Source organism: Streptomyces sp. A3M-1-3 (genome assembly GCF_024213665.1).
GTDB lineage: Bacteria > Actinomycetota > Actinomycetes > Streptomycetales > Streptomycetaceae > Streptomyces.
In genome coordinates, this window is sequence record NZ_JANAVP010000035.1 from 48,250 (window position 1) to 73,414 (window position 25,165).

The following is a 25,165-nucleotide window of genomic DNA, read 5'->3' on the forward strand; positions in this document are numbered from 1 at the left end:
ACCGATGAGTGAAGGAACCATGCACCGATCAGCCCAGCGACTCACCCGCATACTCGCCTGCGCAGCCGTTCCGGTGATGCTCGTCGTCGCCGGCTGCTCCTCCGACTCCGGCTCCGGCTCCGACTCCGGCGGCAAGAAGGGCTCCGACGCCTCGTCCGCGGCGAAGTCGCCCAGCGTCAAGCCGTCCCCGACGGTCGAGAAGGCGGCGTTCGACAAGCTGCCCGACCCCTGCAAGTCGGTCACGCAGAAGACCGTCAACGCCCTCGTGCCGGAGGCGAAGGACAAGTCCGGCACCAAGTCGAAGTCGAACGACATCGACAGTCGCGGCAGCTGCTCCTGGAACGGTCTCGAAGACGACGGCCTGAAGGGTTCCCAGTACCGCTGGCTGTCGGTCTCCCTCATGCGTTACGACTCCGACCAGGCACTCGGCAGCGGCAACAAGCGCGCCGAGGAGCAGTACGCCAAGCAGCTCGCGGCGGCGAACGCGGCGCAGGGCGCCAAGGGCCTGAAGACCGCGGCCGTGTCCGGCGTCGGCGACCAGGCGACGTCCGTCACGTACACGATGCGCAAGAACGTGGACTTCCGGAACCAGACGATCGTGGTGCGCACGCAGAACGTCGTCCTCACGCTCGACTACAACGGCACGTCCTACGAGGGCGGAAAGGTCCCGGTCACCGCGGAGATGCTGAAGGACGCGCAGAAGGCGGCCAAGGAGGTCGTGGCGGCCATCGCCGCGGCCAACCAGCGGTAAGCAGGATCCAGCAGGTAAGCAGGATTCGGCGCGGCTTCTGCGCAGGTTTACGGAGCCCGGTCCCTCGCGGGGGCCGGGCTCCGGCCGTCCCCGCGCAACGCCTTCGGTGACCATGTGCCAGGCTGTGCCCGCCAGATGTCGACAGTGGGAACAGTGGGAGGGGATCGCGGGTGGCCGCGATGGAGCTGACACGCACGCACCGGATACTCATCGGGGTCGTCGTCGCCGGCGCGGTGATCATCGCCGCGATCGGTTTCGCCGGGTCGTACGCCGCCGTGCGCGAGCTCGCCGAGCAGAAGGGCTTCGGCAGGTTCTCCCTCTTCTTCCCGATCGGTATCGACGCGGGCATCTGCGTCCTGCTTGCCCTGGACCTGCTGCTGACGTGGATCCGGATCCCGTTCCCGCTGCTGCGCCAGACCGCCTGGCTGCTCACCGCGGCGACCATCGCCTTCAACGGCGCCGCCGCCTGGCCCGACCCGCTCGGCGTCGGCATGCACGCCGTGATCCCCGTGCTTTTCGTCGTCTGCGTCGAAGCCGCCCGCCACGCCGTCGGCCGGATCGCGGACATCACCGCCGACAAGCACATGGAAGGCGTCCGCCTCACCCGCTGGCTGCTCTCCCCGATACCCACATTCAAACTGTGGCGCCGGATGAAGCTGTGGGAACTGCGGTCGTACGAGCAGGTCATCAGGCTCGAACAGGACCGGCTCATCTATCAGGCCCGGCTCCAGGCCCGCTTCGGCCGCAGCTGGCGGCGCAAGGCGCCGATCGAATCCCTGATGCCGCTGCGTCTCGCCCGCTTCGGTGTCCCGCTGTCGGAGACCGGCCCGGCCGGCCTCGCCGCCGCAGGCATCGAGCCCGCCCTGCTCCCGCCGGCCCCCGTCCCCGCCCAGGCCCAGGCCCGGCCCGCCCTGGCGGAGCCCGCCACCACCCCGGCGCTGCCGTCGGCCACCGCCGACGAGCGGCCGCAGGAGCAGGCGCAGGAGGCGGAAGCGGCGCCGGAACTGCCGGACGCCGACGGGCCGAGCGGGCACGAGAGCCCCTGGTTCGCGGCGCCCGCGGCGGCCCAGGCGGCGTACGACAACGGCTACAACCCGCAGTACGTCGAGGGCCTGGAGCCCACCCCGGTCATGGTCCCGGCCGGCCCGGGCCGCACCAGGCCGCTCGGCGGGTACGAAGCGCAGCCCGAGCAGCCCGCGACGCAGCCCGCGCAGTACGAGCAGCCCGACCAGTACGCACAGCCCGAGCAGCCGGAGTACCCGCAGGCCGATCCGGACGCGCTGCCTCCCGAGGAGGAGTACTACCTCGCGTTCCGCAAGTTCATAGGGGAGAACGGCCTCACCCCGAGCGCCCGCACCCTCGGCGCGTACCTCCACGACCTCGGCTACAACCACACCCTGCTCGACAGCGAGCTGAGCCGCTACGCCAAGCGCTTCGAGGTCCGCTACCAGCAGGAGCTGGACGCCGAGCACATCGCCTAGCTAGACGAAAAGGGCCGCCCCCCGCTGGTTCGCGGGTGGCGGCCCTGACGTACGTACCGGCTACGCCAGCAGTACGTACCGGCTACGCGCCCAGCAGCTTCCGCACCCGGTCCGCGCCGACCGCCAGCAGCAGCGTGGGCAGCCGCGGGCCGGTGTCCTTGCCGACCAGCAGGTGGTACAGCAGCGCGAAGAACGACCGCTGCGCGGTCTTCAGCTCGGGCGTCGGCTTGGCGTCCGGCTCCAGGCCCGCCATCACCTTCGGCACGCCGTAGACGAGCGTGGTGAGCCCGTCCAGCGACCAGTGCGTGTCCAGGCCCTCCAGCAGCAGCCGCAGCGACTCGCGCGCCTGCTCGTCCAGGGAGCCGAGGAGCTCCTTGTCCGGCTCCTCGCGTACGAGCGTGCGCTGCTCGGCCGGGACCTGGGTGGTGATCCAGTTCTCGGCGCGGTCGAGCCGCGGGCGCGCCTCGTCAAGCGAGGAGAGCGGGTTCGCCGGGTCCAGGTCGCTGAGGATCCGCAGCGTCTGCTCGTCATGTCCGGCCGTGATGTCGACGACCGAGGCGAGCGTGCGGTACGGCAGCGGGCGCGGCGTACGCGGCAGCTCGCCGGCGGCCGTGCGGGTGGCCCGCGAGTACGCCGCCGCGTCGGCCGGCAGCACCGAGCCGTCCGCGACCTTGCGCTCCAGCGAGTCCCACTCGTCGTACAGCCGCTGGATCTCCTGGTCGAACGCGATCTTGAAGGCCTGGTTCGGCCGGCGCCTCGCGTACAGCCAGCGCAGCAGCGGGGCTTCCATGATCTGCAGAGCGTCGGCGGGGGTCGGCACGCCCCCCTTGGACGACGACATCTTCGCCATCCCGGAGATCCCCACGAAGGCGTACATCGGGCCGATCGGCTGCACGCCGTCGAAGACCTCGCGCACGATCTGCCCGCCGACGACGAATGACGAGCCGGGCGAGGAGTGGTCGACGCCGGAGGGCTCGAAGATGACGCCCTCGTAGGCCCAGCGCATCGGCCAGTCGACCTTCCAGACCAGCTTGCCGCCGTTGAACTCGCTCAGCAGCACGGTCTCGGCGTGCCCGCAGGCGGAGCACGTGTACGCGAGGGCCGTGGTCACGGCGTCGTACGCCGTGACCGTCGTCAGGTCCTTCTGGCAGACGGTGCAGTACGGCTTGTACGGGAAGTAGCCCGCGGAGCCGCCGCTGCCGTCGTCCTCGTTCGCCGCGCCGGAGCCCTCGGCGGCCTCCAGCTCGGCCTCGTCGACCGGCTTCTGCTGCTGCTTCCCCTTCGAACCCGCGGCGGCGGGCTTGTCCTTGGTGCGGTAGCGGTCCAGGACGGCGTCGATGTCGGCCCGGTGCTTCATCGCGTGCAGGATCTGCTCGCGGTAGACACCGGCCGTGTACTGCTCGGTCTGGCTGATTCCGTCGTACTCGACACCCAGCTCGTCCAGCGCCGCGACCATGGCGGCCTTGAAGTGCTCGGCCCAGTTCGGGTACGCGGAACCCGCCGGCGCGGGCACCGACGTCAGCGGCTTGCCGATGTGCTCGGCCCAGGAGTCGTCGACTCCGGGGACACCCGCGGGCACCTTGCGGTACCGGTCGTAGTCGTCCCACGAGAGGACGTGCCGGACCTCGGTGCCGCGCCGCCGGATCTCGTCGGCGACCAGGTGCGGGGTCATGACCTCACGCAGGTTGCCCAGGTGGATCGGCCCGGAGGGGGAGAGTCCGGACGCGACGACGACCACCGGAGCGGCAGTGGCGCCCGCGTGTTTCGCGCCAGGCGCACGTCGCTCCGCCTCGGCGATGACCTCGTCCGCGAAACGGGAGACCCAGTCGGTCTCGGTGCTGCTCTGAGCCACGATCGGCACGTCCTTCTTTCTCGAAAGCTGGCGTAGGCCATTCTCCCAGACGGAACAGCCCTGTCCGGGGTTGCCCTTTATTCAGCGAAGAGGGTGTCTCCACCATGGGATACTCAAGGCTGCCCACCCATACATACCGACAGGAACGGCACCTCATGGCCTCGGTCCCTTCCCTCGCTTCAACCGTCCATCAGCGCGTCGCGGACGCCCTCTCGGCAGCCCTGCCGGAGGCCGGCACCGCCGACCCGCTGCTGCGACGAAGCGACCGGGCCGACTTCCAGGCCAACGGGATCCTCGCGCTCGCCAAGAAGGCCAAGGCGAACCCGCGTGAGCTGGCCGCCCAGGTCGCCGGCGGCCTGCCCGCCAACGACGTGATCAAGGAGATCGAGGTCTCGGGCCCCGGCTTCCTCAACATCACCATCGCCGACCGGGCGATCACCGAGACCCTCGCCGCGCGGGCCGCGGACGAGCGGCTCGGTGTCCCGTACGCCGAGAACCCGGGCACCACGGTCGTCGACTACGCCCAGCCCAACGTGGCCAAGGAGATGCACGTCGGCCACCTCCGCTCCGCGGTGATCGGCGACGCGATGGTAAAGATCCTGGAGTTCGCGGGCGAGAAGGTGGTCCGCCGCCACCACATCGGCGACTGGGGCACCCAGTTCGGCATGCTCATCCAGTACCTGATCGAGCACCCGCACGAGCTGGACCACGAGGGCAGCAGGGAGGTCTCCGGCGAGGAGGCCATGTCCAGCCTCAACCGGATCTACAAGGCCGCGCGGGTCCTGTTCGACTCGGACGAGGAGTTCAAGGACCGCGCGCGCCGCCGGGTCGTCGACCTCCAGGCCGGCGAGAAGGAGACGCTCGCCCTCTGGCAGCGGTTCGTCGACGAGTCGAAGATCTACTTCTACTCGGTCTTCGGCAAGCTCGACATGGAGATCCGCGACGCCGATGTCGTCGGCGAGTCGGGCTACAACGAGATGCTCGAAGAGACCTGCCACATCCTCGAGGAGTCGGGCGTCGCGGTCCGCTCCGAGGGCGCGCTGTGCGTCTTCTTCGACGATGTGAAGGGCCCGGACGGCAACCCGGTCCCACTGATCGTGAAGAAGTCGAACGGCGGGTACGGGTACGCCGCGACCGACCTCTCCGCGATCCGCGACCGCGTCCAGAGCCTGGGCGCGGACACACTGGTGTACGTCGTGGACGCCCGCCAGTCCCTGCACTTCAAGATGGTCTTCGAGACCGCGCGCCGGGCGGGCTGGCTGAACGACCAGGAAAAGGCCGTCCAGCTGGCCTTCGGCACGGTGCTGGGCAAGGACGGCAAGCCGTTCAAGACACGTGAGGGCGAGACGGTCCGGCTGGTGGACCTGCTGGACGAGGCGGTCGAGCGGGCGGCGGCGGTCGTACGGGAGAAGGCCCAGGACCTGACCGAGGAGGAGATCGCCGAGCGCGCCGCCCAGGTGGGCATCGGCGCGATCAAGTACGCGGATCTGTCGACGTCGGCCTCTCGCGACTACAAGTTCGACCTGGACCAGATGGTGTCTCTCAACGGTGACACGAGCGTCTACCTCCAGTACGCGTACGCCCGTATCCAGTCGATCCTGCGCAAGGCCGGGGACGCGAAGCCGGCCGCCCACCCGGAGCTCGGACTGGCCCCGGCAGAGCGCGCGTTGGGGCTGCACCTGGACCGGTTCGCGGAGGTCCTGGCCGAGGTCGCATCGTCGTACGAGCCGCACAAGCTGGCCGCATACCTCTACCAGCTGGCGTCGCACTACACGGCCTTCTACGCCGACTGCCCGGTCCTGAAGGCCGAGACTCCGGAAATGGTGGAGAACCGCCTCTTCCTCTGCGACCTGACAGCCCGCACGCTCCACCAGGGCATGGCCCTCCTCGGCATCCGTACTCCCGAGCGCCTCTGATCACACGCGCCACGGCGAGGCCCCCCACCGGTTCCCGGTGGGGGGCCTCGTCATGCCCGGGGTGGGTCAGGTCAGCGGGTGCGACGGTCTGCTCGTGGCCTCGTCGATCTCCGCGTGCGCCTTCTGCAGCAGCTGCGACGCGAGGTCCATGAGCGCCCGCGCGCCCGCGATCTCCTCGCCCACCCGCAGCTGTTCCGGATCGGAGGGGTGGCGGCTGGCGTTCCCGTGGGCCCGGAACTCCGTGCCGTCACCGAGCCGCACCATCGCGGCGGCCTTGGTCTTGTCGCCCTCCTCGCGGAACTCCATCTCGATGTGCCATCCGACGAGTGTCTGCATGGCCGATCACCTCCAGTGGTTCCGCTTCCAGAGTGCGCCGCGCGGGCGCTTATCACCACCCCTGCCCGCCTGAACATCGGTCACATTGGCCTGGACCCTTGACTGGTCCAGACCAAAACGCTTGAGTGGGCGGCGGCACCACAACCCCCCACCCGCGCAGAGGAGTTGAGCGCGCGATGCGTAACCGTGTCATGTCCCTGCCGATGGCGATGCTCGTCGCCATCGGCCTGGCGGCCCTCATGCCCGCCTCCGCCGCTTCCGCCGCCCCCTCGGCCCCCGCCACCGGTCCCTGCGACACCGCCCCCCAGTGGGTACAGGGCAGGTCCTACACCACTGGCAACGTTGTCAAATACACCGACGGCAAGTTCTACATCGCCGAGCACGACAACCCGGGTTACGACCCCACCATCAGCACCTGGTACTGGGACCCGTACACCTGCAGCGGCGGCGGCACCACGCCCGACCCCTCCGGCTTCGTCGTCAGCGAGGCCCAGTTCAACCAGATGTTCCCGAACCGGAACTCCTTCTACACGTACAGCGGTCTGACCGCCGCGCTCAGCGCGTATCCCGGCTTCGCGAAGACGGGCAGCGACACCATCAGGAAGCAGGAGGCCGCGGCCTTCCTCGCCAACGTCAGCCATGAGACCGGCGGCCTGGTCCACATCGTGGAGCAGAACACCGCCAACTACCCGCACTACTGCGACTGGAGCCAGTCGTACGGCTGCCCGGCCGGCCAGGCCGCGTACTACGGCCGCGGACCGATCCAGCTCAGCTGGAACTTCAACTACAAGGCCGCCGGCGACGCACTAGGACTCGACCTGCTGAACAACCCCTGGCTTGTACAGAACAACGCCGCGGTCGCCTGGAAGACCGGCCTCTGGTACTGGAACACCCAGACCGGCCCCGGCACGGTGACCCCGCACAACGCCATGGTGGGCAGCCGCGGCTTCGGCGAGACGATCCGCAGCATCAACGGCAGCCTGGAGTGCAACGGCGGCAACCCCGCCCAGGTCCAGAGCCGCATCAACAACTACCAGCGGTTCGTCCAGATCCTCGGCACCACCCCCGGCGGCAACCTCAGCTGCTGACAAGACCCCCCACGGGAAAGGCTGCGGGCCGGGGACGACGCATCCCCGGCCCGCAGCCACACCTCGCGGGTCACAGCCCGCGCGCGACCTCCGTCGCCCAGTACGTCAGGATCATGCTCGCGCCCGCGCGCTTGATGCCGGTCAGGGTCTCCAGGATCGCCTTGTCCCGGTCGATCCAGCCCTTCTCCGCCGCCGCCTCGACCATCGCGTACTCGCCGGAGATCTGGTACGCGGCCACCGGCACGTCCACCGACTCCGCCACCCGGTACAGGATGTCCAGGTACGGACCGGCCGGCTTGACCATCACCATGTCGGCGCCCTCTTCGAGGTCGAGCGCCAGCTCCCGCAGGGACTCCCGGGCGTTCGCCGGGTCCTGCTGGTACGTCTTGCGGTCGCCTGTCAGCGACGAGCCGACAGCCTCCCGGAACGGGCCGTAGAAGGCCGAGGAGTATTTCGCGGTGTACGCGAGCACGGCCACGTCCTCGTGACCGGTCTGGTCCAGCGCGTCGCGGATGACACCGACCTGACCGTCCATCATGCCGCTCGGGCCCACCACATGGACGCCCGCGTCGGCCTGGACCTGCGCCATCTCGGCGTACCGCTCCAGCGTCGCGTCGTTGTCGACCCGCCCTTCGGCGTCGAGCACACCGCAGTGGCCGTGGTCCGTGTACTCGTCCAGGCACAGGTCCGACATGATGACGAGGTCGTCGCCCACCTCGGCGCGGACATCGCGGATCGCGACCTGGAGGATGCCGTCCGGGTCCGTACCCGCCGTACCGGCCGCGTCCTTCTTCTCGTCCGCCGGCACGCCGAAGAGCATGATCCCGGAGACACCCGCGGAAACCGCCTCGACGGCGGCCTTTCGCAGCGTGTCCCGGCTGTGTTGGACAACGCCGGGCATCGCGGAGATCGCGACCGGCTCGGTCACGCCCTCCCGTACGAACGCCGGAAGGATCAGGTCCGACGGGTGCAGCCGCGTCTCGGCCACCATCCGCCGCATCGCCGGGGTGGTGCGCAGCCGGCGCGGCCGTGAGCCGGGGAAGGATCCGTACACAGTCATCTTCAGTCGCCTCTTGGACTCTTGGATGTTTCGGCGGGAGCCCGGCCGGCAGCCGGGCTCCCCGCACGTCAGGTGGTGCGCCGGCGGCGTGCTCCGGGGCGGCGCTCGCTCGGCCTGGTGACCGGCTCGCCCGCATCCTTCGCCGCCTCGCGGCGCTGCGCGCCGAACTCCGCGAGCGCCTCGGCCAGCTTGTGCACCGACGGCTCCGGCGAGAGTACGTCCACACGCAGCCCGTGCTCCTCGGCCGTCTTGGCCGTGGCGGGACCGATACAGGCGATGACCGTGACGTTGTGCGGCTTGCCCGCGATGCCGACGAGGTTGCGGACCGTACTCGAAGAGGTGAAGAGCACCGCGTCGAAGCCGCCGCCCTTGATGGCCTCACGGGTGTCGGCCGGCGGCGGCGAGGCGCGCACGGTCCGGTAGGCCGTGACGTCGTCGACCTCCCAGCCGAGCTCGATCAGCCCGGCCACCAGCGTCTCGGTGGCGATGTCGGCGCGCGGCAGGAAGACGCGGTCGATCGGGTCGAAGACCGGGTCGTACGGCGGCCAGTCCTCCAGCAGTCCGGCCGCGGACTGCTCGCCGCTGGGCACCAGGTCCGGCTTCACACCGAACTCGATGAGCGACCTGGCGGTCTGCTCGCCCACGGCGGCGACCTTGATGCCCGCGAAGGCACGGGCGTCGAGCCCGTACTCCTCGAACTTCTCCCGGACCGCCTTCACCGCGTTGACCGACGTGAAGGCGATCCACTCGTAGCGGCCGGTGACCAGGCCCTTGACCGCGCGTTCCATCTGCTGGGGCGTACGCGGCGGCTCGACGGCGATCGTCGGGACCTCGTGCGGCACCGCGCCGTACGACCTGAGCTGGTCGGAGAGCGAGGCCGCCTGCTCCTTCGTACGCGGCACGAGCACCCGCCACCCGAAGAGCGGCTTCGACTCGAACCACGACAGCTGGTCGCGCCGGGCGGCAGCAGTGCGCTCGCCGACCACGGCTATGACGGGCTGGTGGCCCTCCGGGGACGGCAGTACCTTCGCCTGCTTCAGGACCTGCGCCACGGTTCCCAGTGTCGCGCTCCACGTCCGCTGGCGCGTGGTGGTGCCGGCGACGGTGACGGTCATCGGGGTGTCCGGCTTGCGGCCGGCCGCGACGAGTTCGCCCGCGGCCGCGGCCACGGCCTCCAGGGTCGTCGAGACCACGGCCGTCGCATCGCTCGCGCCGACCTCGGTCCAGCAGCGCTGGGAGGCCGTACGGGCATCGACGAACCGGACGTCCGCGCCCTGCGCGTCGCGCAGCGGTACACCGGCGTACGCGGGTACACCCACCGCGGTGGCGACACCGGGCACTACCTCGAAGGGGATGCCTTCGGCGGCGCAGGCGAGCATCTCGTCACCGGCGTTGCCGTCGAGACCGGGGTCGCCCGAAACCGCACGGACCACCCGCCTGCCGCTGCGCGCGGCCTCCATGACAAGATTGGCGGCGTCCCGGATCACCGGGACCCCGGCGGTTCCTGACGTCTCGTCAACGACCGTCAGCTGAGGCACGCTTTGATCAAACACAGCGACGTCCGCCCGCGCATGCGTACGCACCACGTCGAGCACATGCGGCTCGGCGATCAGTACGTCCGCACTCGCGAGCGCCTCGACGGCGCGCAGCGTGAGCAGTCCCGGATCTCCGGGTCCGGCACCCAGGAAGGTGACGTGCCCGGATGCCGGGAAGGCGTGGTTGGCGGTGGTGGGGCTCAAAGTGCTCGCTCCCCCATAAGACCGGCCGCACCCTTGGCGAGCATCTCGGACGCGAGTTCGCGACCGAGCGCGAGGGCGTCGCCGTGCGACGTGGGTACGGGACCGGTGGTGGACATCTGCACCAGCGTGGAGCCGTCGGTCGTGCCGACGACGCCGCGCAGGCGCATTTCGGTGACAACCTGTCCGTCGGCCAGCAGGTCGGCGAGCGCACCCACAGGTGCGCTGCAGCCGGCCTCCAGGGCGGCGAGCAGGGATCGCTCGGCGGTCACGGCGGCCCGGGTGTACGGGTCGTCGAGCTCTCCGAGCGCGGCAGCGAGGTCTGCGTTTGCCGCAGTGCACTCGACAGCCAGGGCTCCTTGGCCGGGGGCGGGCAGGACGGCGTCGACCGACAGGAACTCGGTCACCTCGTCGGTCCTGCCGATGCGGGCCAGACCCGCGGCGGCGAGAACCACCGCGTCCAGCTCCCCGTTCCGTACATATCCGATGCGCGTGTCGATGTTCCCACGGATCGGCACGGTCTCGATCCGCAGACCGTGCGAGCGCGCGTACGCGTTGAGCTGCGCCATCCGGCGCGGCGAACCGGTACCGATCCTCGCGCCGGCCGGCAGCTGCTCGAAGGTCAGCCCGTCGCGCGCGACCAGCACATCGCGGGGGTCTTCGCGCTTCGGGATCGCGGCCAGCACCAGATCGTCCGGCTGCCCGGTCGGCAGGTCCTTGAGCGAGTGCACGGCGAAGTCGACGTCGCCGCGGACCAGCGCGTCACGCAGGGCGGTGACGAACACACCCGTCCCGCCGATCTGCGCGAGATGCTCGCGGGAGGTGTCTCCGTACGTGGTGATCTCCACCAGCTCGACGGGGCGCCCGGTGATCCTGCGCACCGCCTCCGCGACGTGTCCGGACTGGGCCATGGCGAGCTTGCTGCGCCTGGTTCCCAGCTTCAAAGCGGCTTGGGTCATGATGCCCGCCCTCGGTTCTTGAGGTCGACGTCGTTCATGTCGGCCCGGCTGACGGCGGCGACCGCCAGCGGGTCGAGGTCGAAGAGTTCACGCAGCGCGTCCGCGTACCCGGCGCCGCCGGGCTCGCTCGCGAGCTGCTTGACCCGCACGGTGGGCGCGTGCAGGAGCTTGTCGACGACGCGGCGCACGGTCTGCGTGATCTCCGCGCGCTCCTTGTCGTCGAGGCCGGGGAGCCGGCCTTCGAGCCGCGCGACCTCGTTCGCGACCACATCGGCGGCCATGGTGCGAAGGGCGACCACGGTGGGGGTGATGTGCGCGGCACGCTGAGCGGCACCGAAGGCGGCGACCTCGTCCGCCACTATCGTCCGCACCTGGTCCACATCGGCCGCCATCGGAGCGTCCGCGGAGGCTTCGGCGAGCGACTCGATGTCGACCAGTCGCACACCGGGGATGCGGTGCACGGCGGCGTCGATGTCCCGCGGCATGGCGAGGTCGAGCAGCGCGAGCCGTACGGGAACACCGTGGCCGGCCCTGCGTACCGCCGTACCGGACACGGTCCGGCGGTCGGTCGCTCCGCGGTCGGCCCAGGCGCCGTGCAGCTCCATGGAGTCGGCGTCCGCACCGGCCCGCGGCGCGTCGGCGATCAGCGCGGCCCGCTCGGCGAGCCCGGCCACGAGGGCCTCGCTGTCACTGCCGGGCTGCACATCGTCAAGCCCGACGGGACACCCGCCGTCGCCTAGGCCGCCATCGGGCCCCTGCCCTGCGGGCCCGGTGGTAACGCCGCTTGGCGCACCGGAACCGGCGGGCGGCTTCGCTTCGGCAATGCGGCCCCGCTGGGCCGCGGCGGCAGCCGCAAGCCGTGCGACGAGCGCGTCGGAGGCCGGCTGAAGGTCGTCCGCAGCCGTTCCCGCACCCGCGTCAGCCGTCGCCGGGGCGTGGACCGGAGCCGGCTCCGGCTCCAGCCCCAGCGCGGCTCGTACCGCAGCCGCGGTCAGGACCAGACCCGTCGCACCCGTGCAGGAGATCGCGACATCGACTCGTGTCAGTTCGTCCGCGACAGCGGACATCGGTACCGCGCGCGCGGCCACCCCGGCGCCGTTCTGCTCCGTCAGTACGGACGCGAGCCGCTCGGCCCGCTCCGGCGTCCGGTTGGCGACGACGACCTCGGCCACCCCGGCCCGCGCCAGCGTCGCCGCGGCCAGCGAGGACATCGAGCCCGCGCCGATCACCAGCGCGCGCTTGCCCTCGGCCCAGCCCGCGACCTCCGCGCCGGCGCCCACCGCGAGCTGCTCGAGACCGAAGGTGACGAGCGACTGCCCGGCGCGGTCGATACCGGTCTCGGAGTGCGCCCGCTTGCCGACCCGCAGCGCCTGCTGGAACAGGTCGTTCAGCAGCCGGCCCGCGGTGTGCAGCTCCTGCCCCAGCGCCAGCGCGTCCTTGATCTGGCCGAGGATCTGGCCCTCGCCGACAACCATCGAGTCCAGCCCGCAGGCCACCGAGAAGAGGTGGTGGACGGCCCGGTCCTCGTAGTGCACATAGAGATAAGGAGTGAGCTCTTCCAGCCCGACCCCGCTGTGCTGTGCGAGCAGCGTGGACAGCTCGGCGACGCCCGCGTGGAACTTGTCCACGTCGGCGTACAGCTCGATGCGGTTGCACGTGGCGAGCACCGCCGCCTCGGTGGCCGGCTCGGCGGCCAGCGTGTCCTGAAGCAGCTTGGCCTGCGTGTCGGCGGCCAGCGAGGCCCGCTCCAGCACGCTCACCGGTGCGCTGCGGTGACTGAGTCCTACGACCAGGAGGCTCATGCCGGCATCACGGCGGGGACGTCCCCGTCGGGTCCCTTCCGGCCTGCGTCCTCTGCACCGCCCACGGGGGCACCTCCCACGCCGGAGGCAGTGGGGGAAGGCGACGAGGCCGCCTCGGCGGCGGCCTCCTCGCCGGCCTTGCGCTGCTCGTGGAAGGCCAGGATCTGCAGTTCGATGGAGAGGTCGACCTTGCGCACGTCCACACCGTCCGGCACGGACAGCACTGTGGGCGCGAAGTTCAGGATGGAGGTGACGCCGGCGGCGATGAGCCGCTCGCTGACCTGCTGGGCCGCGCCGGCCGGGGTCGCGATGACGCCGATGGAGACGCCGTTGTCCTCGATGATCTTCTCGAGCTGGTCGGCGTGCTGCACCGGCATCCCGGCGACCGGCTTGCCGGCCATCGCGGGATCGGCGTCGATCAGCGCGGCGACGCGGAAGCCACGGGAGGCGAACCCGCCGTAGTTGGCGAGCGCGGCGCCGAGGTTGCCGATGCCGACGATGACGACCGGCCAGTCCTGGGTCAGCCCGAGTTCACGGGAGATCTGGTAGACGAGGTACTCGACGTCGTAGCCGACGCCACGGGTCCCGTACGAACCGAGGTACGAGAAATCCTTGCGCAGCTTCGCCGAGTTGACGCCCGCGGCGGCCGCGAGCTCCTCGGAGGAGACCGTGGGGACCGAGCGCTCGGAGAGCGCGGTGAGGGCGCGCAGATACAGCGGAAGCCTGGCGACAGTGGCCTCGGGGATTCCTCGGCTGCGGGTCGCCGGTCGGTGTGTTCGGCCAGTTGCCACGGTGCTCCTGCGGGATGAGCGGGGCTGCAGGCGGCCGCTTGTCCCAGGACCGCCCCGTCGAAGCCAGGCTATGTCTTTGTGAACGCGTGCACAAAGATGGCGTCCGTTTTGTCCATGCAAAGTGACCGGGGTCACGCGACCCGGGCACAAGATCCCGGAACTACGAGCCGGGCAGGCCCGTTGAAGGCCCGAAGCGGGCAAAATTGCACACACTCCTCACGACTGCGCCCCCGAGACGGCTCAAATCGCCCATGATGCCAGCCGGATTCCGGGTCAGGCCCCCAGCGCGCGGCGGAGCCGGACCGGGTCCACGCGCCAGAACGTGTGCTGTTCCCCGTCCACCAGGACCACCGGAATCTGTTCCCAGTACAAGCGGTACAGCTCCTCGTCCTCGGTGATGTCCTTCTCCTCCCAGGGCGTGCCCGCCTCTCCGCACACCTCGGCGATCACCTCCCGGGCGTCGTCGCAGAGATGGCAGCCCGGCTTGCCGACGAGTGTGACCAGACGCTCACTGGGCTTCTTGTTCTTGTCCGAACGTCGCAACAGGGGACTCATGCCCCCATTCTCAACCCGCCCCGCCCCGCCCCGGCCCTTCCCGGCCCCGGCCGGTCCTGTCCTGTCCGGTTGGTCCGTTTAACAGGGCGGCCTCGTACTGTTCACGCCAACGCACCCTCGTGAGGCGGGAAGTACCGAACAGAATCGCTATGCTCACGCCATGGCCGCACTGGGATGGCTCACCCCCCGTAGGCGCTCCGCGACAGCCCGGAGCGTACTGGCAGGCGAGGCCGCCGCCGAGGCAGCGCGCAAGTCGTCGCTGGAGATCGACGCGACCAAGACGGCAGCGGCCGGCGAGGCCGCGGCACCCGTGTTCCCCGTCGCCGGGGACGACCGCGCCGCCGCCTTCTTCGATCTCGACAACACCGTGATGCAGGGCGCCGCGATCTTCCACTTCGGCCGCGGCCTGTACAAGCGGAAGTTCTTCCAGCGCCGCGAACTGGCCCGGTTCGCCTGGCAGCAGGCGTGGTTCAGGCTCGCCGGGGTCGAGGACCCCGAGCACATGCAGGACGCGCGCGAGAGCGCCCTGTCCATCGTGAAGGGCCACCGGGTCTCCGAACTGATGACCATCGGTGAGGAGATCTACGACGAGTACATGGCCGAGCGCATCTGGCCGGGCACCCGCGCCCTCGCCCAGGCACACCTCGACGCGGGCCAGAAGGTCTGGCTGGTCACCGCCGCCCCGGTGGAGACCGCGACGATCATCGCCCGCCGCCTCGGCCTGACCGGCGCGCTGGGCACGGTCGCCGAGTCCGTCGACGGGGTCTACACCGGCAAGCTGGTGGGCGAGCCGCTGCACGGCCCGGCGAAGGCGGAGGCGGTCCGCGCGCTGGCTATCGCCGAGGGCCTGGACCTCTCCCGCTGCGCCGCGTACAGCGATTCGCACAACGACATCCCGATGCTGTCGCTGGTCGGGCATCCGTACGCGATCAATCCGGACACCAAGCTGCGCAAGCACGCCCGCGCCCGCGAGTGGCGGCTGCGCGACTACCGGACCGGCCGCAAGGCCGCCAAGGTCGGCATCCCGGCCGCCGCCGGCGTGGGCGCCCTCGCGGGCGGCACGGCCGCCGCGGTGGCCCTGCACCGCCGCCGCCGCTAGCGGCCGGCCTTCACTCGGGCACAACACATCCCGCAATCAAGCAGATCGCGAAGCAAACCGATCAACAAGCGGTCACGATCTGCGACTCGATGCGCCATCAACCCGTCACAGAAGCGACGTAATCGATGATTTGAGCAACTGGGTGTAGCACTGCCTGTACGAAGCGTTATTCTCCTCAGACGCATACGGGTACCAATTCATCGCCACACCATGGCGACTGAGTCACCGGTCCCGCACTGCACGTGATGGAAGCTCTGCCTCTGGGAGTCCCGTGTACCCACACGTCGGGGTTGACGCCTCGGGCCTGGCTACGCTGCGCGCAACGGTCCTCGACCACATGCGCGGCTTCGTCCCCACCGCGTACGCCGTCCCCGCATTTGCCACGCCAGCCCCTGCCGCAATCGGCCCTGCCGGTCCTTGCTATGCCTTGGCCGACGGTGGTGCGACGGTTGGCAGACGCGGCCGTGGCGGCACGGGCACTGGCACTGGCACCGGCACATCCACCGCCCGCCGCCCGAGCGCCGACAGTGACAGCGCCCGCATGATGGACCTGGTCGAACGCGCCCAGGCCGGCGAGGCCGAAGCCTTCGGCCGCCTGTACGACCAGTACAGCGACACCGTCTACCGCTACATCTACTACCGCGTCGGCGGTAAGGCGACGGCGGAGGACCTCACGAGTGAGACCTTCCTGCGCGCCCTGCGCCGTATCTCCACCTTCACCTGGCAGGGCCGCGACTTCGGCGCCTGGCTGGTGACCATCGCCCGCAACCTCGTCGCGGACCACTTCAAGTCCAGCCGCTTCCGCCTCGAGGTCACCACCGGCGAGATGCTCGACGCCAACGAGGTCGAGCGCAGTCCGGAGGACTCCGTCCTCGAAGCCCTCTCCAACGCGGCCCTGCTGGAAGCCGTACGCAAACTCAATCCGCAGCAGCAGGAGTGCGTGACCCTGCGCTTCCTGCAAGGGCTCTCCGTCGCCGAGACAGCCCGGGTGATGGGCAAGAACGAGGGCGCGATCAAGACCCTCCAGTACCGGGCGGTCCGCACCCTGGCCCGGCTTCTCCCGGACGATGCCCGCTGACCGCCCGCCGCCCCGACACACCCGGTGACGCATCGATGACGCTGTGGTCCGATCATCCTTCGTGCGTAACCCAAGTGCCGCGCCGCTCGTTGTGCGGGATGCAGGCTCCCTGTGGACACGCCATGCCCGCAGCCACTCACTCTTTCGTGTGGATGTGGTCAAGGTGTGCAACCTTCCGGAACCCCCGGGGAGTCGATCGTCATGACGAGAGGAGGTGCCGCCAGTGATCGGACAAGTTTCGGCGCACCGGCGGGCGAACGCCTTCGCCCGGGCCCTGGAGGATCAGAGCGTCGAGGAGAGCGCAGCCTCGGCGGCCGAGCAGCCCGACCCATCCGACCAGCCCGAGCACGTAAGCCTGTTGGCCCTGGCGAACGGTCTGGGCGAGCTGCCACGGCCGGAGTTGGACCCCGAGGTCAAAGTGGTGCAGCGGGCACAGCTCGTTGCCGTCATGGAGGCCATGGTCGCCGAGGGCGGTGCGTCCATGGGCCCTCAGGTGCCCGAACAGCGGACCGGCCGCGGCGCCCACCGGGCCGCCCCGCTCCGGAAGTTGCGGCCTCGCTCCCGCTGGTCGAAGGGCATCGCGGCAGGCGGGCTCACCGTCGGTGTGGCCGCGGGGGCCTTCAGCGGAGTGGCCGCTGCCAGTTCCGACGCGCTGCCGGGTGATTCGCTCTACGGGCTCAAGCGCGGCATGGAGGACATCAAGCTCGGCATGGCCGAGGGCGAGTCCGACCGCGGTGAGCTCTACCTCGACCAGGCCTCGACCCGGCTCCACGAGGCCCGCCGCCTCATGGAGCGGGACCGCGCGGGCGAACTCGACCACGAATCGCTGGGCGAGGTCAGACGCGTCCTGTCCGGGATGCGGCACGACGCGGCCGAGGGTCATCGCCTGCTGCACGAGGCGTACGAACGGGACGGCTCGCTGGGCCCCATCCAGACGCTGTCCTCGTTCTCCCGATCCCACCGCGAAGCGTGGAGCCGGCTCCGCGACCGGCTGCCGGCGCAGCTCACGGACGTGGGCGACGAGGTGAACTCGGTCTTCGACGCCATAGACGACGAGGTCGCTCCGCTGCAGTCGCTGCTGCCGCGGCCCCCGCGACAGAGCCGCACGTCCGAGCAGCCGGGATCCGGCTCGGACCGCTCCGGCCAGTCCGGCACGGACCGTCCGGCGCCCTCCTCGACGACCTCGGCCGACGGACGGACGGGCGACACGGGCCGGCCCCAGCCCTCCACCTCCGGCAGCGAGGAAGACGGCCTGCTCGGCGGCGGTACGAGCGGCCTGCTCGACCCCCCGTCAAGCGGAACCAGCCCCACCCCGTCCGGCAGCAAGTCCCCGGAACCGGACATCACCCTGCCGCCGATCCTCCCGGGCCTGATCGGCGGCCTGGGCATCGACAGCGAGGACGCGAACTAGGTTCCGTACAGACGAAAGGTGCGGGGCGCTCCCCTCGGAGCGCCCCGCACGGTTCGCATGCCTGCGTCCCACGCGATCTCGCGCCGCCCGAGACTGGGGGCTTGCCCCCAGTCTCGGGAAGGGGGGAGGGGAAACCCTCCTCCCACCCCGACCCCTGCCCCGGCGGTCAGAAGAACACCGACCTCCGCTGCACCAGCAGTCTGGCCCCTTCCTTCTGTCGCCCCCGCACCGCTCCGCGGGCTTCGGGCGGCTGCGTCAGCCTCCGGCTGCCGAGGGCAGCGTCAGAAGAACACCGAGCGCCTCTGCACCAGCAGTTTGTACAGGGTGTGCTGGATCTGTTCGCGTACCTGATCCGTCAGGTTGAACATCAGCATCGGGTCCTCCGCCGCCTCCGGCGGATACCCGTCCGTCGCTATCGGTTCGCCGAACTGGATCGTCCACTTCGTCGGCAACGGCACCGCCCCCAGCGGCCCGAGCCACGGAAACGTCGGCGTGATCGGGAAGTACGGGAAGCCCAGCAGTCGCGCCAGCGTCTTCGCGTTGCCGATCATCGGGTAGATCTCCTCCGCCCCCACGATCGAGCACGGCACGATCGGCGTCCCGGCGCGCAGCGCCGTGGAGACGAATCCGCCACGCCCGAAGCGCTGCAGCTTGTAGCGCTCGCTGAACGGCTTCCCGATGCCCTTGAAGCCCTCCGGCATCACCCCGACGACCTCGCCCCGCTCGAGCAGCCGCTCCGCGTCCTCCGTGCACGCCAGCGTGTGCCCGGCCTTGCGCGCGAGTTCGTTTATCACCGGCAGCATGAAGACCAGGTCGGCGGCGAGCAGCCGCAGATGGCGGCCGGCCGGGTGCTGGTCGTGCACCGCGACCTGCAGCATCAGCCCGTCCAGGGGCAGCGTCCCGGAGTGGTTGGCGACGATGAGCGCCCCGCCCTCGGACGGGATGTTCTCGATGCCCTTCACCTCGACGCGGAAGTAGTTCTCGTACAGCGGCCGGACCATCGACATCAGGACCTGGTCGGTGAGGTCCTTGTCGTACCCGAACTCGTCCACCTCGTAGTCGCCGGTGATCCGGCGCCGCAGGAACGACAGCCCACCCGCGATCCGCCGGTCCCAGCCGCCGCCCCCGTCCGCCGCCGCACCGGCGCCGGCATCCGCGTGCAGGAGCGTCGGCACGGCCCCGGTGTCCTGGGCCGCGTCCTGCTGCGCCGGCAGGGCGCTCACCGGCACCTCGCGCACACCCGAGGGCTCCGGATTACGGCGGCCGGACGGCCGACGCCGCGACGGGCGGGCCGCCGCACTGCCGCGCGAGCGGTCGTCGTCGAACGGAATGACCTTGGCGTCCGCCATTATCGGTGCGCTCCTTCTTCGGCGCTCTGCGTCGGCTGTCCGGGCCCGCGTCCGGGCCCATGCCCGGATCCGCGTCCGCCCCCCGCGAGGGGCAGCGCCGCTATCCGGTCGACCGCCCTCGCCAGGGTGTCCGGCGGCAGCAGACCCGGCCCGCGGCTCCGCGCGAAGTCCGCGAAGGTCTCCGCGGTAGTGAACTTGGGTGCGAACCCCAGTGTCTCGCGCATCTGCGTCGTACGGACCACCCTGCCGTGGGTCAGCAACCGGATCTGCTCCGGGGAGAAGTCCGTGACACCGACGGTGCGAAGCGCCGAGCCGACCCAGGTGACGGCCGGCAGCAACACCGGTACGGTCGGCCGCCCGAGCCTGCGCGAGCACTGCGACAGCAGCAGTACCCCGTCTCCCGCCACATTGAACGTGCCGCTGTTCAGCGTGCCGCGCCTAGGCTCGTGCGAGGCGATCCGCAGGACGTCGATGACGTCGTCCTCATGGACGAACTGCAGTCGCGGGTCGTAGCCGAAGACGGTCGGCAGTACGGGCATCGAGAAATACTCGGCGAGCGGCGAGTCCGCGCACGGCCCGAGGATGTTCGCAAAGCGCAGTACGCACACGGCGACATCGGGCCTGCGCCGCGCGAAGCCGCGCACGTACCCCTCGACCTCGACCGCGTCCTTCGCGAAGCCGCCGCTGGGCAGAGACTTGGGCGGGGTCGTCTCGGTGAAGACGGCCGGGTCGCGCGGCGCGGAACCGTACACGCTCGTACTGGACTTCACCACGAAGCGCTGGACCGACGGGGACTTCTGGCAGGCCCCGAGCAGCTGCATGGTGCCGATGACGTTGGTCTCCTTGACCGTGGTGCGCCCGCCGCTGCCCAGCGGAGTGCCCGTCACATCCATATGGACGACCGTGTCGACGGCATGCTCGGCGAGAACCCTCGCGATCGCCGGCTGCCGGATGTCGGCCCGGACGAAATCGGCGCCTCCCAGATGATGCGCCGGGTCGACGGCGTCCACACCGATCACCCGGTCCACCTCGGGGTCGCGCTGGATACGCCGCACGAAGCGGCCGCCGAGCTGCCGGGCCACCCCGGTCACGAGCACGACCTTGCCCAAGATCAGCGCCTTCCCTCAACCCGAATCCCGTAGTCGTCACCGTATCGGTTGGATGTTGCGCTGTGATGACCACTCGATGCCTGAAGTGGCAGCTCCCACAAACGGCCGCATACGCACCGCAGCCCCTCCACCGGATTGGTGGAGGGGCTGCGGAGACACGTACAGCGCCGCTTACTTCTTGTTGCGACGCTGAACGCGGGTGCGCTTGAGCAGCTTGCGGTGCTTCTTCTTAGCCATCCGCTTGCGCCGCTTCTTGATAACAGAGCCCACGACTACCCTCGCTCACTTCTCTTCACTCGGTGCGGGGCGTCTGGGCCCACACGACCTACGTCGGCCTAGCCTACCCGCCACCGAGTGAGGGACGTAATCCGAGGGCGCCGTCAGGCGGACTCCACCCCCACATACGACTCGCGGAGGTACTCGTGAACAGCGTTCTCCGGGACTCGGAAGGACCTCCCCACCCGGATGGCGGGCAGATGGCCGTTGTGCACCAAGCGGTACACGGTCATCTTGGACACGCGCATCACCGAGGCGACTTCCGCCACGGTCAGGAACTGAACCTCGCTGAGAGGCCTCTCGCCAGCAGCCATGACACACCTGAACCTTCCGCAAACGACGGGCACCGGCTTCCCCTTCCGGTGACTCCTCGTCGCTGTGCGCTCACTCCCCAGACTAGGGGCGGGTGGTACGAGTGGGGAAGAGGAGCAGCGATCAGGCGCCTACTGTGACAGACACGCTCGATTGAGTACATAGCGAGTAAGCGGCCGGTAGTAATCGGACCGCACAGCGTCATCAAGCGGAACTGCGACGGACACCCGCCCCTCCGCCTCCCCGACAAACAGCGCGGGATCGTCCGTGTCCGCGAGCCCGATGGCCTCGATACCCAGCTGACCTGCCCCGCAGACCCAGCCGTGGTCACCGACGACAAGCTCGGGAAGGGGGCCGCGGCCCTCCGCCAGGCCGGCCAGAGCGGCCCGAACCGGGAGGGGTGAATGGGTGTGTGCGCCGGGCTCACTCCCGGCTCGCCGGGCGCCCGGTTCGCGCACCAGCGCGACTCCTCGTACGTAGTCGAGGTTGTACGTGCGTACCCCGAACCGGGTCGTTATGTCGACAGAGCAACCCTGCGCAGGGGTGAGAACAGCACATCCCGCTGCCGAGAGGGCGTCTGCCAGCGCGGCGTAGAACCCGAGCAGCCGGTGCGGATGACCCGTCCCCAACAGCACCGGAGCCCGCCGCGCCGCCGCCTCCCCCAGCCGCCCGCCGAACGCGTCCAGCGCCGCCAGCGTCCGCTCCGGATCGATGACGTCGGGCCCGGTGACGTGGGCGGGATCCGCCGACACCCCGCACTTGTCGGCCATCAGCGCCATCACATCCCGCTCACCCCACCCCCATTCGGGGTCCAGGCCGAGCAGCACCCGCGGGTCACGCGCCGCGAAGAGCCGATAGCTCCGCAGGCTCTCCTCCCGCGAAGTGGCCACGGGCCCGGCCAACCGGGCGGCCAGCAGATGCGCTCGCAGCGCGCCGGTGCTCAACACCCTGCCGATGCTGCCGCAACCGGCCTGGCCAGGTGTCAAAACACCGGATACGCCGCACCGTTGGCGTAATGCGCGCAGAGCGGCGGCTACGGGAGCAGCCCCCGGAGCGGGAACACCGCCCGGCGCGTCGCCAGGACCGCCTGGTCCAGCCGGTCCGCCGGGTCGTAGCCCGCCTCCCACTCCGCCCACTCGGGCGTACGCCCGTCCGTCATCCGGCTCGGCGCCAACTGCCGTGTCCACGCGTACACCTCGTCCCGCCACGACGCCGGGATCACCGACCCCGGCTCGACCGGCCGGTGCGCGGCGATACCCACCAGGTGCGTCCACGACCGCGGTACGACATCCACGATCGCGTACCCCCCGCCGCCGAGGGCGAGCCATCGCCCGTCCGCGTGGGCGTGCGCCAGGTCGTGGCAGGCCTCCTGTACGGCCCGCTGCGCGTCCAGCGACACCGCCAGATGCGCCAGCGGGTCCTCGAAGTGCGTGTCCGCCCCGTGCTGGGTCACCAGCAGCTGCGGCCGGAAGCCGGCCAGCAGCTCAGGAACGACCGCGTGGAACGCCCGCAGCCACCCCGCGTCCCCGGTTCCGGCCGGCAGCGCCAGATTCACCGCGCCGCCCTCGGCCGATGCCCCGCCCGTCTCCTCCGGCCAGCCCGTCTGCGGGAACAGCGTGCGCGGGTGCTCGTGCAGCGAGATCGTCAGGACGCGCGGGTCGTCCCAGAACGCCGCCTGCACTCCGTCCCCGTGGTGTACGTCCACATCCACGTACGCGATCCGCTCGGCACCCAGCTCCAGCAGCCGGGCGATGGCCAGCGCGGCGTCGTTGTAGACGCAGAACCCGGCCGCGGCCCCCGGCATCGCGTGGTGCAGCCCACCCGCGAAGTTCACCGCGTGCCCGGCCTCGCCGCGCCAGACCGCCTCCGCCCCGGCCACGGACTGCCCCGCGATCAGCGCCGACGCCTCGTGCATCCCGGCGAAGGCGGGGTCGTCCATCGTCCCCAGCCCGTACGAACCGTCGGCGCACCCCGGGTCCGCCGACACCTCCCGTACCGCGGTCACATAGTCCTCGCGGTGGACCAGCCGCAGCGTCGAGTCCCCGGCCGGCTTCGCCGCGACGACGTCCATCGCCGCGTCGAGCCCGTACGCCCGCACCAGGCCCATGGTCAGCGCGAGGCGCACCGGGTCCATCGGATGGCTGGGCCCGAAGTCATACTTCGTTACCCCCTCGTCCCACATCAACAACCCGCGGCCGCTCATGCCCGCCACCGTATCGGGCGGGCTCCGCGCCGAACGAGCGGGCGTACAGCAGTGTCACCAGCACAAGCGCCATGGGGATGAGCATCGCGCCCCGGTAGCTCCACGCGTCGCCCACCGCCCCCACGAGCGGCGAGCCGATCAGGAAACCGACGTAGTTGAAGATGTTCAGCCGGGCGATCGCGGTGTCGGACGCCCCGGGAAGCATCCTGCCCGCCGCCGCGAAGGTCTGCGGCACGATCACACTGAGCCCGAGCCCGAGCAAGGTGAACCCCAGCATCCCGGCCCACGCGCCGGGCGCGGCGGCCACCACCGCGAAACCGCCGGCGGCGAGCAACGTCCCGCCGCGCACCACGGCGACCGCACCGAGCCGCCGCACACCGAAGTCACCGACGGCCCGGCCGAGGAGCGTGGCGACCATGTAGACGTTGTACGGAACGGTGGCGAGCTGCTCCGAACTCCCCAGCACGTCCTGCAGATACTTGGCGCTCCAGTTCGAGACCGTCGAATCCCCGATGTACGCGCAGGCCATCACGAGACAGAGCGGAAGCAGCAGCTTGAAGGCCACAGGCGACTGCTCCCCCGCCGCGCTCACCGGGGCGGCACCATCAGCATCCACGTACCAGCGACTGCCGATGAGCGCGGCGGGCAACAGCACGGCCACCACAGGCAGATACGAGGCCAGGAGCGACAGCTCCCCGTGCGCGCCCGCCCACGCGAGCGAGGCCCCGACGATGCCGCCCAGGCTGTACGCGGCATGGAAGCCCAGCATGACGCTGCGCCCGTAGGCCCGCTGGAGGCTGACCCCCAGCATGTTCATGGACGCGTCCAACGCCCCCACCGCCAGCCCGAACACGCCGAGCGCGGCGGCGACATGCCACATCTCGCTCCCCGCGCCGACCCCGAGCAGCGACAGCAGCACGACCGGCTGGGACAACCGGAGCACCGCACTGGGCGGGACCCGCTTCACCAGATGCTCCGTACCGACACTGGCAACGCCCGCGAGGACCGGAACGGCCGCCAGGAAGGCAGGCAGCAGGCCGTCGGATATTCCGAACCGGTCCTGAATCGCGGGTATCCGGGTGACGAGCAGAGCGAACGTGACGCCCTGCACGAAGAAACCCGACGCCAACGAGGCCCTGCCGTGGCGCAGGCGCGCAGCTGTCATGGCCGGACAGCGTACGGCCCGGCGCTACCGGTGGGCAGGTCGATCACACCAGCAGTCGGGGCAGCTCCGCCATGTCGGAGAAGAACGCGTTCGCGCCGACGAGCTTCTCGGCCGACGTCATGGCCGTGAAGCCGTACACATCCATCCCGGCGGCCCGCGCGGCCTGCACCCCCGGCAGGCTGTCCTCGATCACCACACACCGCTCCGCCGGTACGCCCATCCGCTCGGCTGCGTGGAGGAACAGATCCGGCGCCGGCTTGCCGCGTCCGACGTCCTGCGAGCTGAAGATCCACTCCTCCTCGAACCACTCGTCGAGCCCGGTGGTCCGATGCCCGACCCCAATCCGCTCATGGGTCGCGGACGAGGCGACGCAGTACGGCACTCCGCTCTCCACGAGCCAACCGAGCACGTCGGTCACACCGGTCACGGGCTTGAGCTCCCGCTCGAACGCGGCGAACACGCGGGCGTGGAACGTGTCGTCGAAGTCGTCGGGCAGCCGCCGCCCCGTCCGGTCCAGGACGAGATCGTGCACCCGGTGCATCGCGGAGCCCATGAAGTCCCGGAGCGACTCCTCGTAGGTGGTGGGGTGTCCCAGCTCGGAGAGGTAGCCGGCGAGGAGGGCGTTGGAGATCGGCTCGCTGTCCACCAGGACACCGTCGTTGTCGAAGATCACGAGGTCGTAGCTCATACCCTGACCCTAAACGCAAAAATGCCGCTGTCCCCGAGTCATTGACTCGGGGACAGCGGCATTTCTCAAAAATTGTTCGGCGGTGTCCTACTCTCCCACAGGGTCCCCCCTGCAGTACCATCGGCGCTGAAAGGCTTAGCTTCCGGGT

23 protein-coding genes are annotated in these 25,165 nt (G+C 70.3%); 7 read left to right on the forward strand and 16 right to left on the reverse strand.

Translation table 11 applies throughout. The annotated features are described in order from the left end of the window. Positions 1 to 19 precede the first annotated feature (19 nt). Both NLX86_RS29725 and NLX86_RS29730 read left to right on the forward strand, forming a co-directional pair. Complete coding sequence (locus NLX86_RS29725; RefSeq protein ID WP_254374905.1) at positions 20 to 751, forward strand: DUF3558 family protein; 732 nt, start codon at positions 20 to 22, stop codon at positions 749 to 751. 170 nt (positions 752 to 921) lie between these two features. Further along, positions 922 to 2,232 (forward strand): DUF2637 domain-containing protein, encoded by a 1,311-nt coding sequence (locus NLX86_RS29730; protein ID WP_254374906.1) that lies wholly within the window; start codon positions 922 to 924, stop codon positions 2,230 to 2,232. A gap of 82 nt (positions 2,233 to 2,314) precedes the next feature. Here NLX86_RS29730 and lysS read toward each other — a convergent pair whose 3' ends face one another. Further along, positions 2,315 to 4,093: a lysine--tRNA ligase gene (gene lysS / locus NLX86_RS29735; protein ID WP_254374907.1), complete on the reverse strand. Its 1,779-nt coding sequence runs from the start codon at positions 4,091 to 4,093 to the stop codon at positions 2,315 to 2,317. 146 nt (positions 4,094 to 4,239) lie between these two features. On the opposite strand from lysS, the gene argS reads away from it, so the two are divergent. After that, complete coding sequence (gene argS, locus NLX86_RS29740) at positions 4,240 to 6,000, forward strand: arginine--tRNA ligase (protein ID WP_254374908.1); 1,761 nt, start codon at positions 4,240 to 4,242, stop codon at positions 5,998 to 6,000. A 66-nt stretch (positions 6,001 to 6,066) separates the two neighbouring features. Here argS and NLX86_RS29745 read toward each other — a convergent pair whose 3' ends face one another. Continuing rightward, on the reverse strand, positions 6,067 to 6,336 hold the full coding sequence (locus NLX86_RS29745) for a DUF1876 domain-containing protein (protein WP_254374909.1): 270 nt from the start codon (positions 6,334 to 6,336) through the stop codon (positions 6,067 to 6,069). Positions 6,337 to 6,512: 176 nt separating this feature from the next. On the opposite strand from NLX86_RS29745, the gene NLX86_RS29750 reads away from it, so the two are divergent. Then, the gene (locus NLX86_RS29750; protein WP_254374910.1) at positions 6,513 to 7,424 is read left to right on the forward strand and encodes a chitinase; all 912 of its coding nucleotides are present in this window, start codon (positions 6,513 to 6,515) and stop codon (positions 7,422 to 7,424) included. 70 nt (positions 7,425 to 7,494) lie between these two features. On the opposite strand, the gene hemB is transcribed toward NLX86_RS29750, so the two are convergent. From hemB to NLX86_RS29780, 6 genes are all read right to left on the reverse strand, one after another. Further along, positions 7,495 to 8,484 (reverse strand): porphobilinogen synthase, encoded by a 990-nt coding sequence (gene hemB, locus NLX86_RS29755; protein WP_254374911.1) that lies wholly within the window; start codon positions 8,482 to 8,484, stop codon positions 7,495 to 7,497. A gap of 68 nt (positions 8,485 to 8,552) precedes the next feature. Beyond that, positions 8,553 to 10,223, reverse strand: coding sequence for a bifunctional uroporphyrinogen-III C-methyltransferase/uroporphyrinogen-III synthase (locus tag NLX86_RS29760; protein ID WP_254374912.1), 1,671 nt, complete (start codon positions 10,221 to 10,223; stop codon positions 8,553 to 8,555). Further along, positions 10,220 to 11,179, reverse strand: coding sequence for a hydroxymethylbilane synthase (hemC, locus tag NLX86_RS29765; RefSeq protein ID WP_254374913.1), 960 nt, complete (start codon positions 11,177 to 11,179; stop codon positions 10,220 to 10,222). The genes NLX86_RS29760 and hemC overlap by 4 nt, the downstream gene beginning before the upstream one ends. Further along, positions 11,176 to 12,981, reverse strand: coding sequence for a glutamyl-tRNA reductase (locus NLX86_RS29770; protein WP_254374914.1), 1,806 nt, complete (start codon positions 12,979 to 12,981; stop codon positions 11,176 to 11,178). The genes hemC and NLX86_RS29770 overlap by 4 nt, the downstream gene beginning before the upstream one ends. Further along, positions 12,978 to 13,772, reverse strand: a complete 795-nt coding sequence (locus NLX86_RS29775; RefSeq protein ID WP_254374915.1) for a redox-sensing transcriptional repressor Rex — start codon at positions 13,770 to 13,772, stop codon at positions 12,978 to 12,980. Before NLX86_RS29775 ends, NLX86_RS29770 begins: the two co-directional genes overlap by 4 nt. A gap of 273 nt (positions 13,773 to 14,045) precedes the next feature. Continuing rightward, entirely contained in the window at positions 14,046 to 14,327 is a 282-nt protein-coding gene (locus tag NLX86_RS29780) for a glutaredoxin family protein (RefSeq protein ID WP_254374916.1), read from the reverse strand. Positions 14,328 to 14,487: 160 nt separating this feature from the next. Between NLX86_RS29780 and NLX86_RS29785 the strand changes: the two genes are divergently transcribed. From NLX86_RS29785 to NLX86_RS29795, 3 genes are all read left to right on the forward strand, one after another. Beyond that, positions 14,488 to 15,426: an HAD family phosphatase gene (locus tag NLX86_RS29785; RefSeq protein ID WP_254374917.1), complete on the forward strand. Its 939-nt coding sequence runs from the start codon at positions 14,488 to 14,490 to the stop codon at positions 15,424 to 15,426. A 271-nt stretch (positions 15,427 to 15,697) separates the two neighbouring features. Continuing rightward, positions 15,698 to 16,504, forward strand: a complete 807-nt coding sequence (locus NLX86_RS29790; RefSeq protein ID WP_254374918.1) for an ECF subfamily RNA polymerase sigma factor, BldN family — start codon at positions 15,698 to 15,700, stop codon at positions 16,502 to 16,504. A gap of 223 nt (positions 16,505 to 16,727) precedes the next feature. Further along, a complete protein-coding gene (locus NLX86_RS29795; RefSeq protein WP_254374919.1) occupies positions 16,728 to 17,915 on the forward strand; it encodes a DUF5667 domain-containing protein in 1,188 nt (395 codons plus the stop codon). 281 nt (positions 17,916 to 18,196) lie between these two features. Here the strand turns inward: NLX86_RS29795 and NLX86_RS29800 are convergent, their stop codons facing one another. The 8 genes from NLX86_RS29800 to NLX86_RS29835 form a co-directional block, all read right to left on the reverse strand. Next, positions 18,197 to 19,264: a lysophospholipid acyltransferase family protein gene (locus NLX86_RS29800; RefSeq protein ID WP_254374920.1), complete on the reverse strand. Its 1,068-nt coding sequence runs from the start codon at positions 19,262 to 19,264 to the stop codon at positions 18,197 to 18,199. Continuing rightward, positions 19,264 to 20,373, reverse strand: coding sequence for an NAD-dependent epimerase/dehydratase family protein (locus NLX86_RS29805; protein ID WP_254374921.1), 1,110 nt, complete (start codon positions 20,371 to 20,373; stop codon positions 19,264 to 19,266). Before NLX86_RS29805 ends, NLX86_RS29800 begins: the two co-directional genes overlap by 1 nt. Before the next feature lie 171 nt (positions 20,374 to 20,544). Next, a complete protein-coding gene (locus NLX86_RS29810) occupies positions 20,545 to 20,643 on the reverse strand; it encodes a 30S ribosomal protein bS22 (RefSeq protein ID WP_003948845.1) in 99 nt (32 codons plus the stop codon). 110 nt (positions 20,644 to 20,753) lie between these two features. Then, entirely contained in the window at positions 20,754 to 20,963 is a 210-nt protein-coding gene (locus NLX86_RS29815; protein ID WP_008738568.1) for a helix-turn-helix domain-containing protein, read from the reverse strand. 129 nt (positions 20,964 to 21,092) lie between these two features. Continuing rightward, positions 21,093 to 21,908, reverse strand: a complete 816-nt coding sequence (locus NLX86_RS29820; RefSeq protein ID WP_254374922.1) for a phosphatase — start codon at positions 21,906 to 21,908, stop codon at positions 21,093 to 21,095. Positions 21,909 to 21,994: 86 nt separating this feature from the next. Next, a complete protein-coding gene (locus tag NLX86_RS29825) occupies positions 21,995 to 23,164 on the reverse strand; it encodes an acetoin utilization protein AcuC (RefSeq protein WP_254374923.1) in 1,170 nt (389 codons plus the stop codon). After that, positions 23,115 to 24,329 carry an MFS transporter gene (locus NLX86_RS29830; protein WP_254374924.1) on the reverse strand — a complete coding sequence of 405 codons (1,215 nt, stop codon included), beginning with the start codon at positions 24,327 to 24,329 and terminating at the stop codon, positions 23,115 to 23,117. Before NLX86_RS29830 ends, NLX86_RS29825 begins: the two co-directional genes overlap by 50 nt. 43 nt (positions 24,330 to 24,372) lie before the next feature. Further along, positions 24,373 to 25,017: an HAD family phosphatase gene (locus NLX86_RS29835; protein ID WP_254374925.1), complete on the reverse strand. Its 645-nt coding sequence runs from the start codon at positions 25,015 to 25,017 to the stop codon at positions 24,373 to 24,375. Between the last annotated feature and the right edge of the window lie 148 nt (positions 25,018 to 25,165).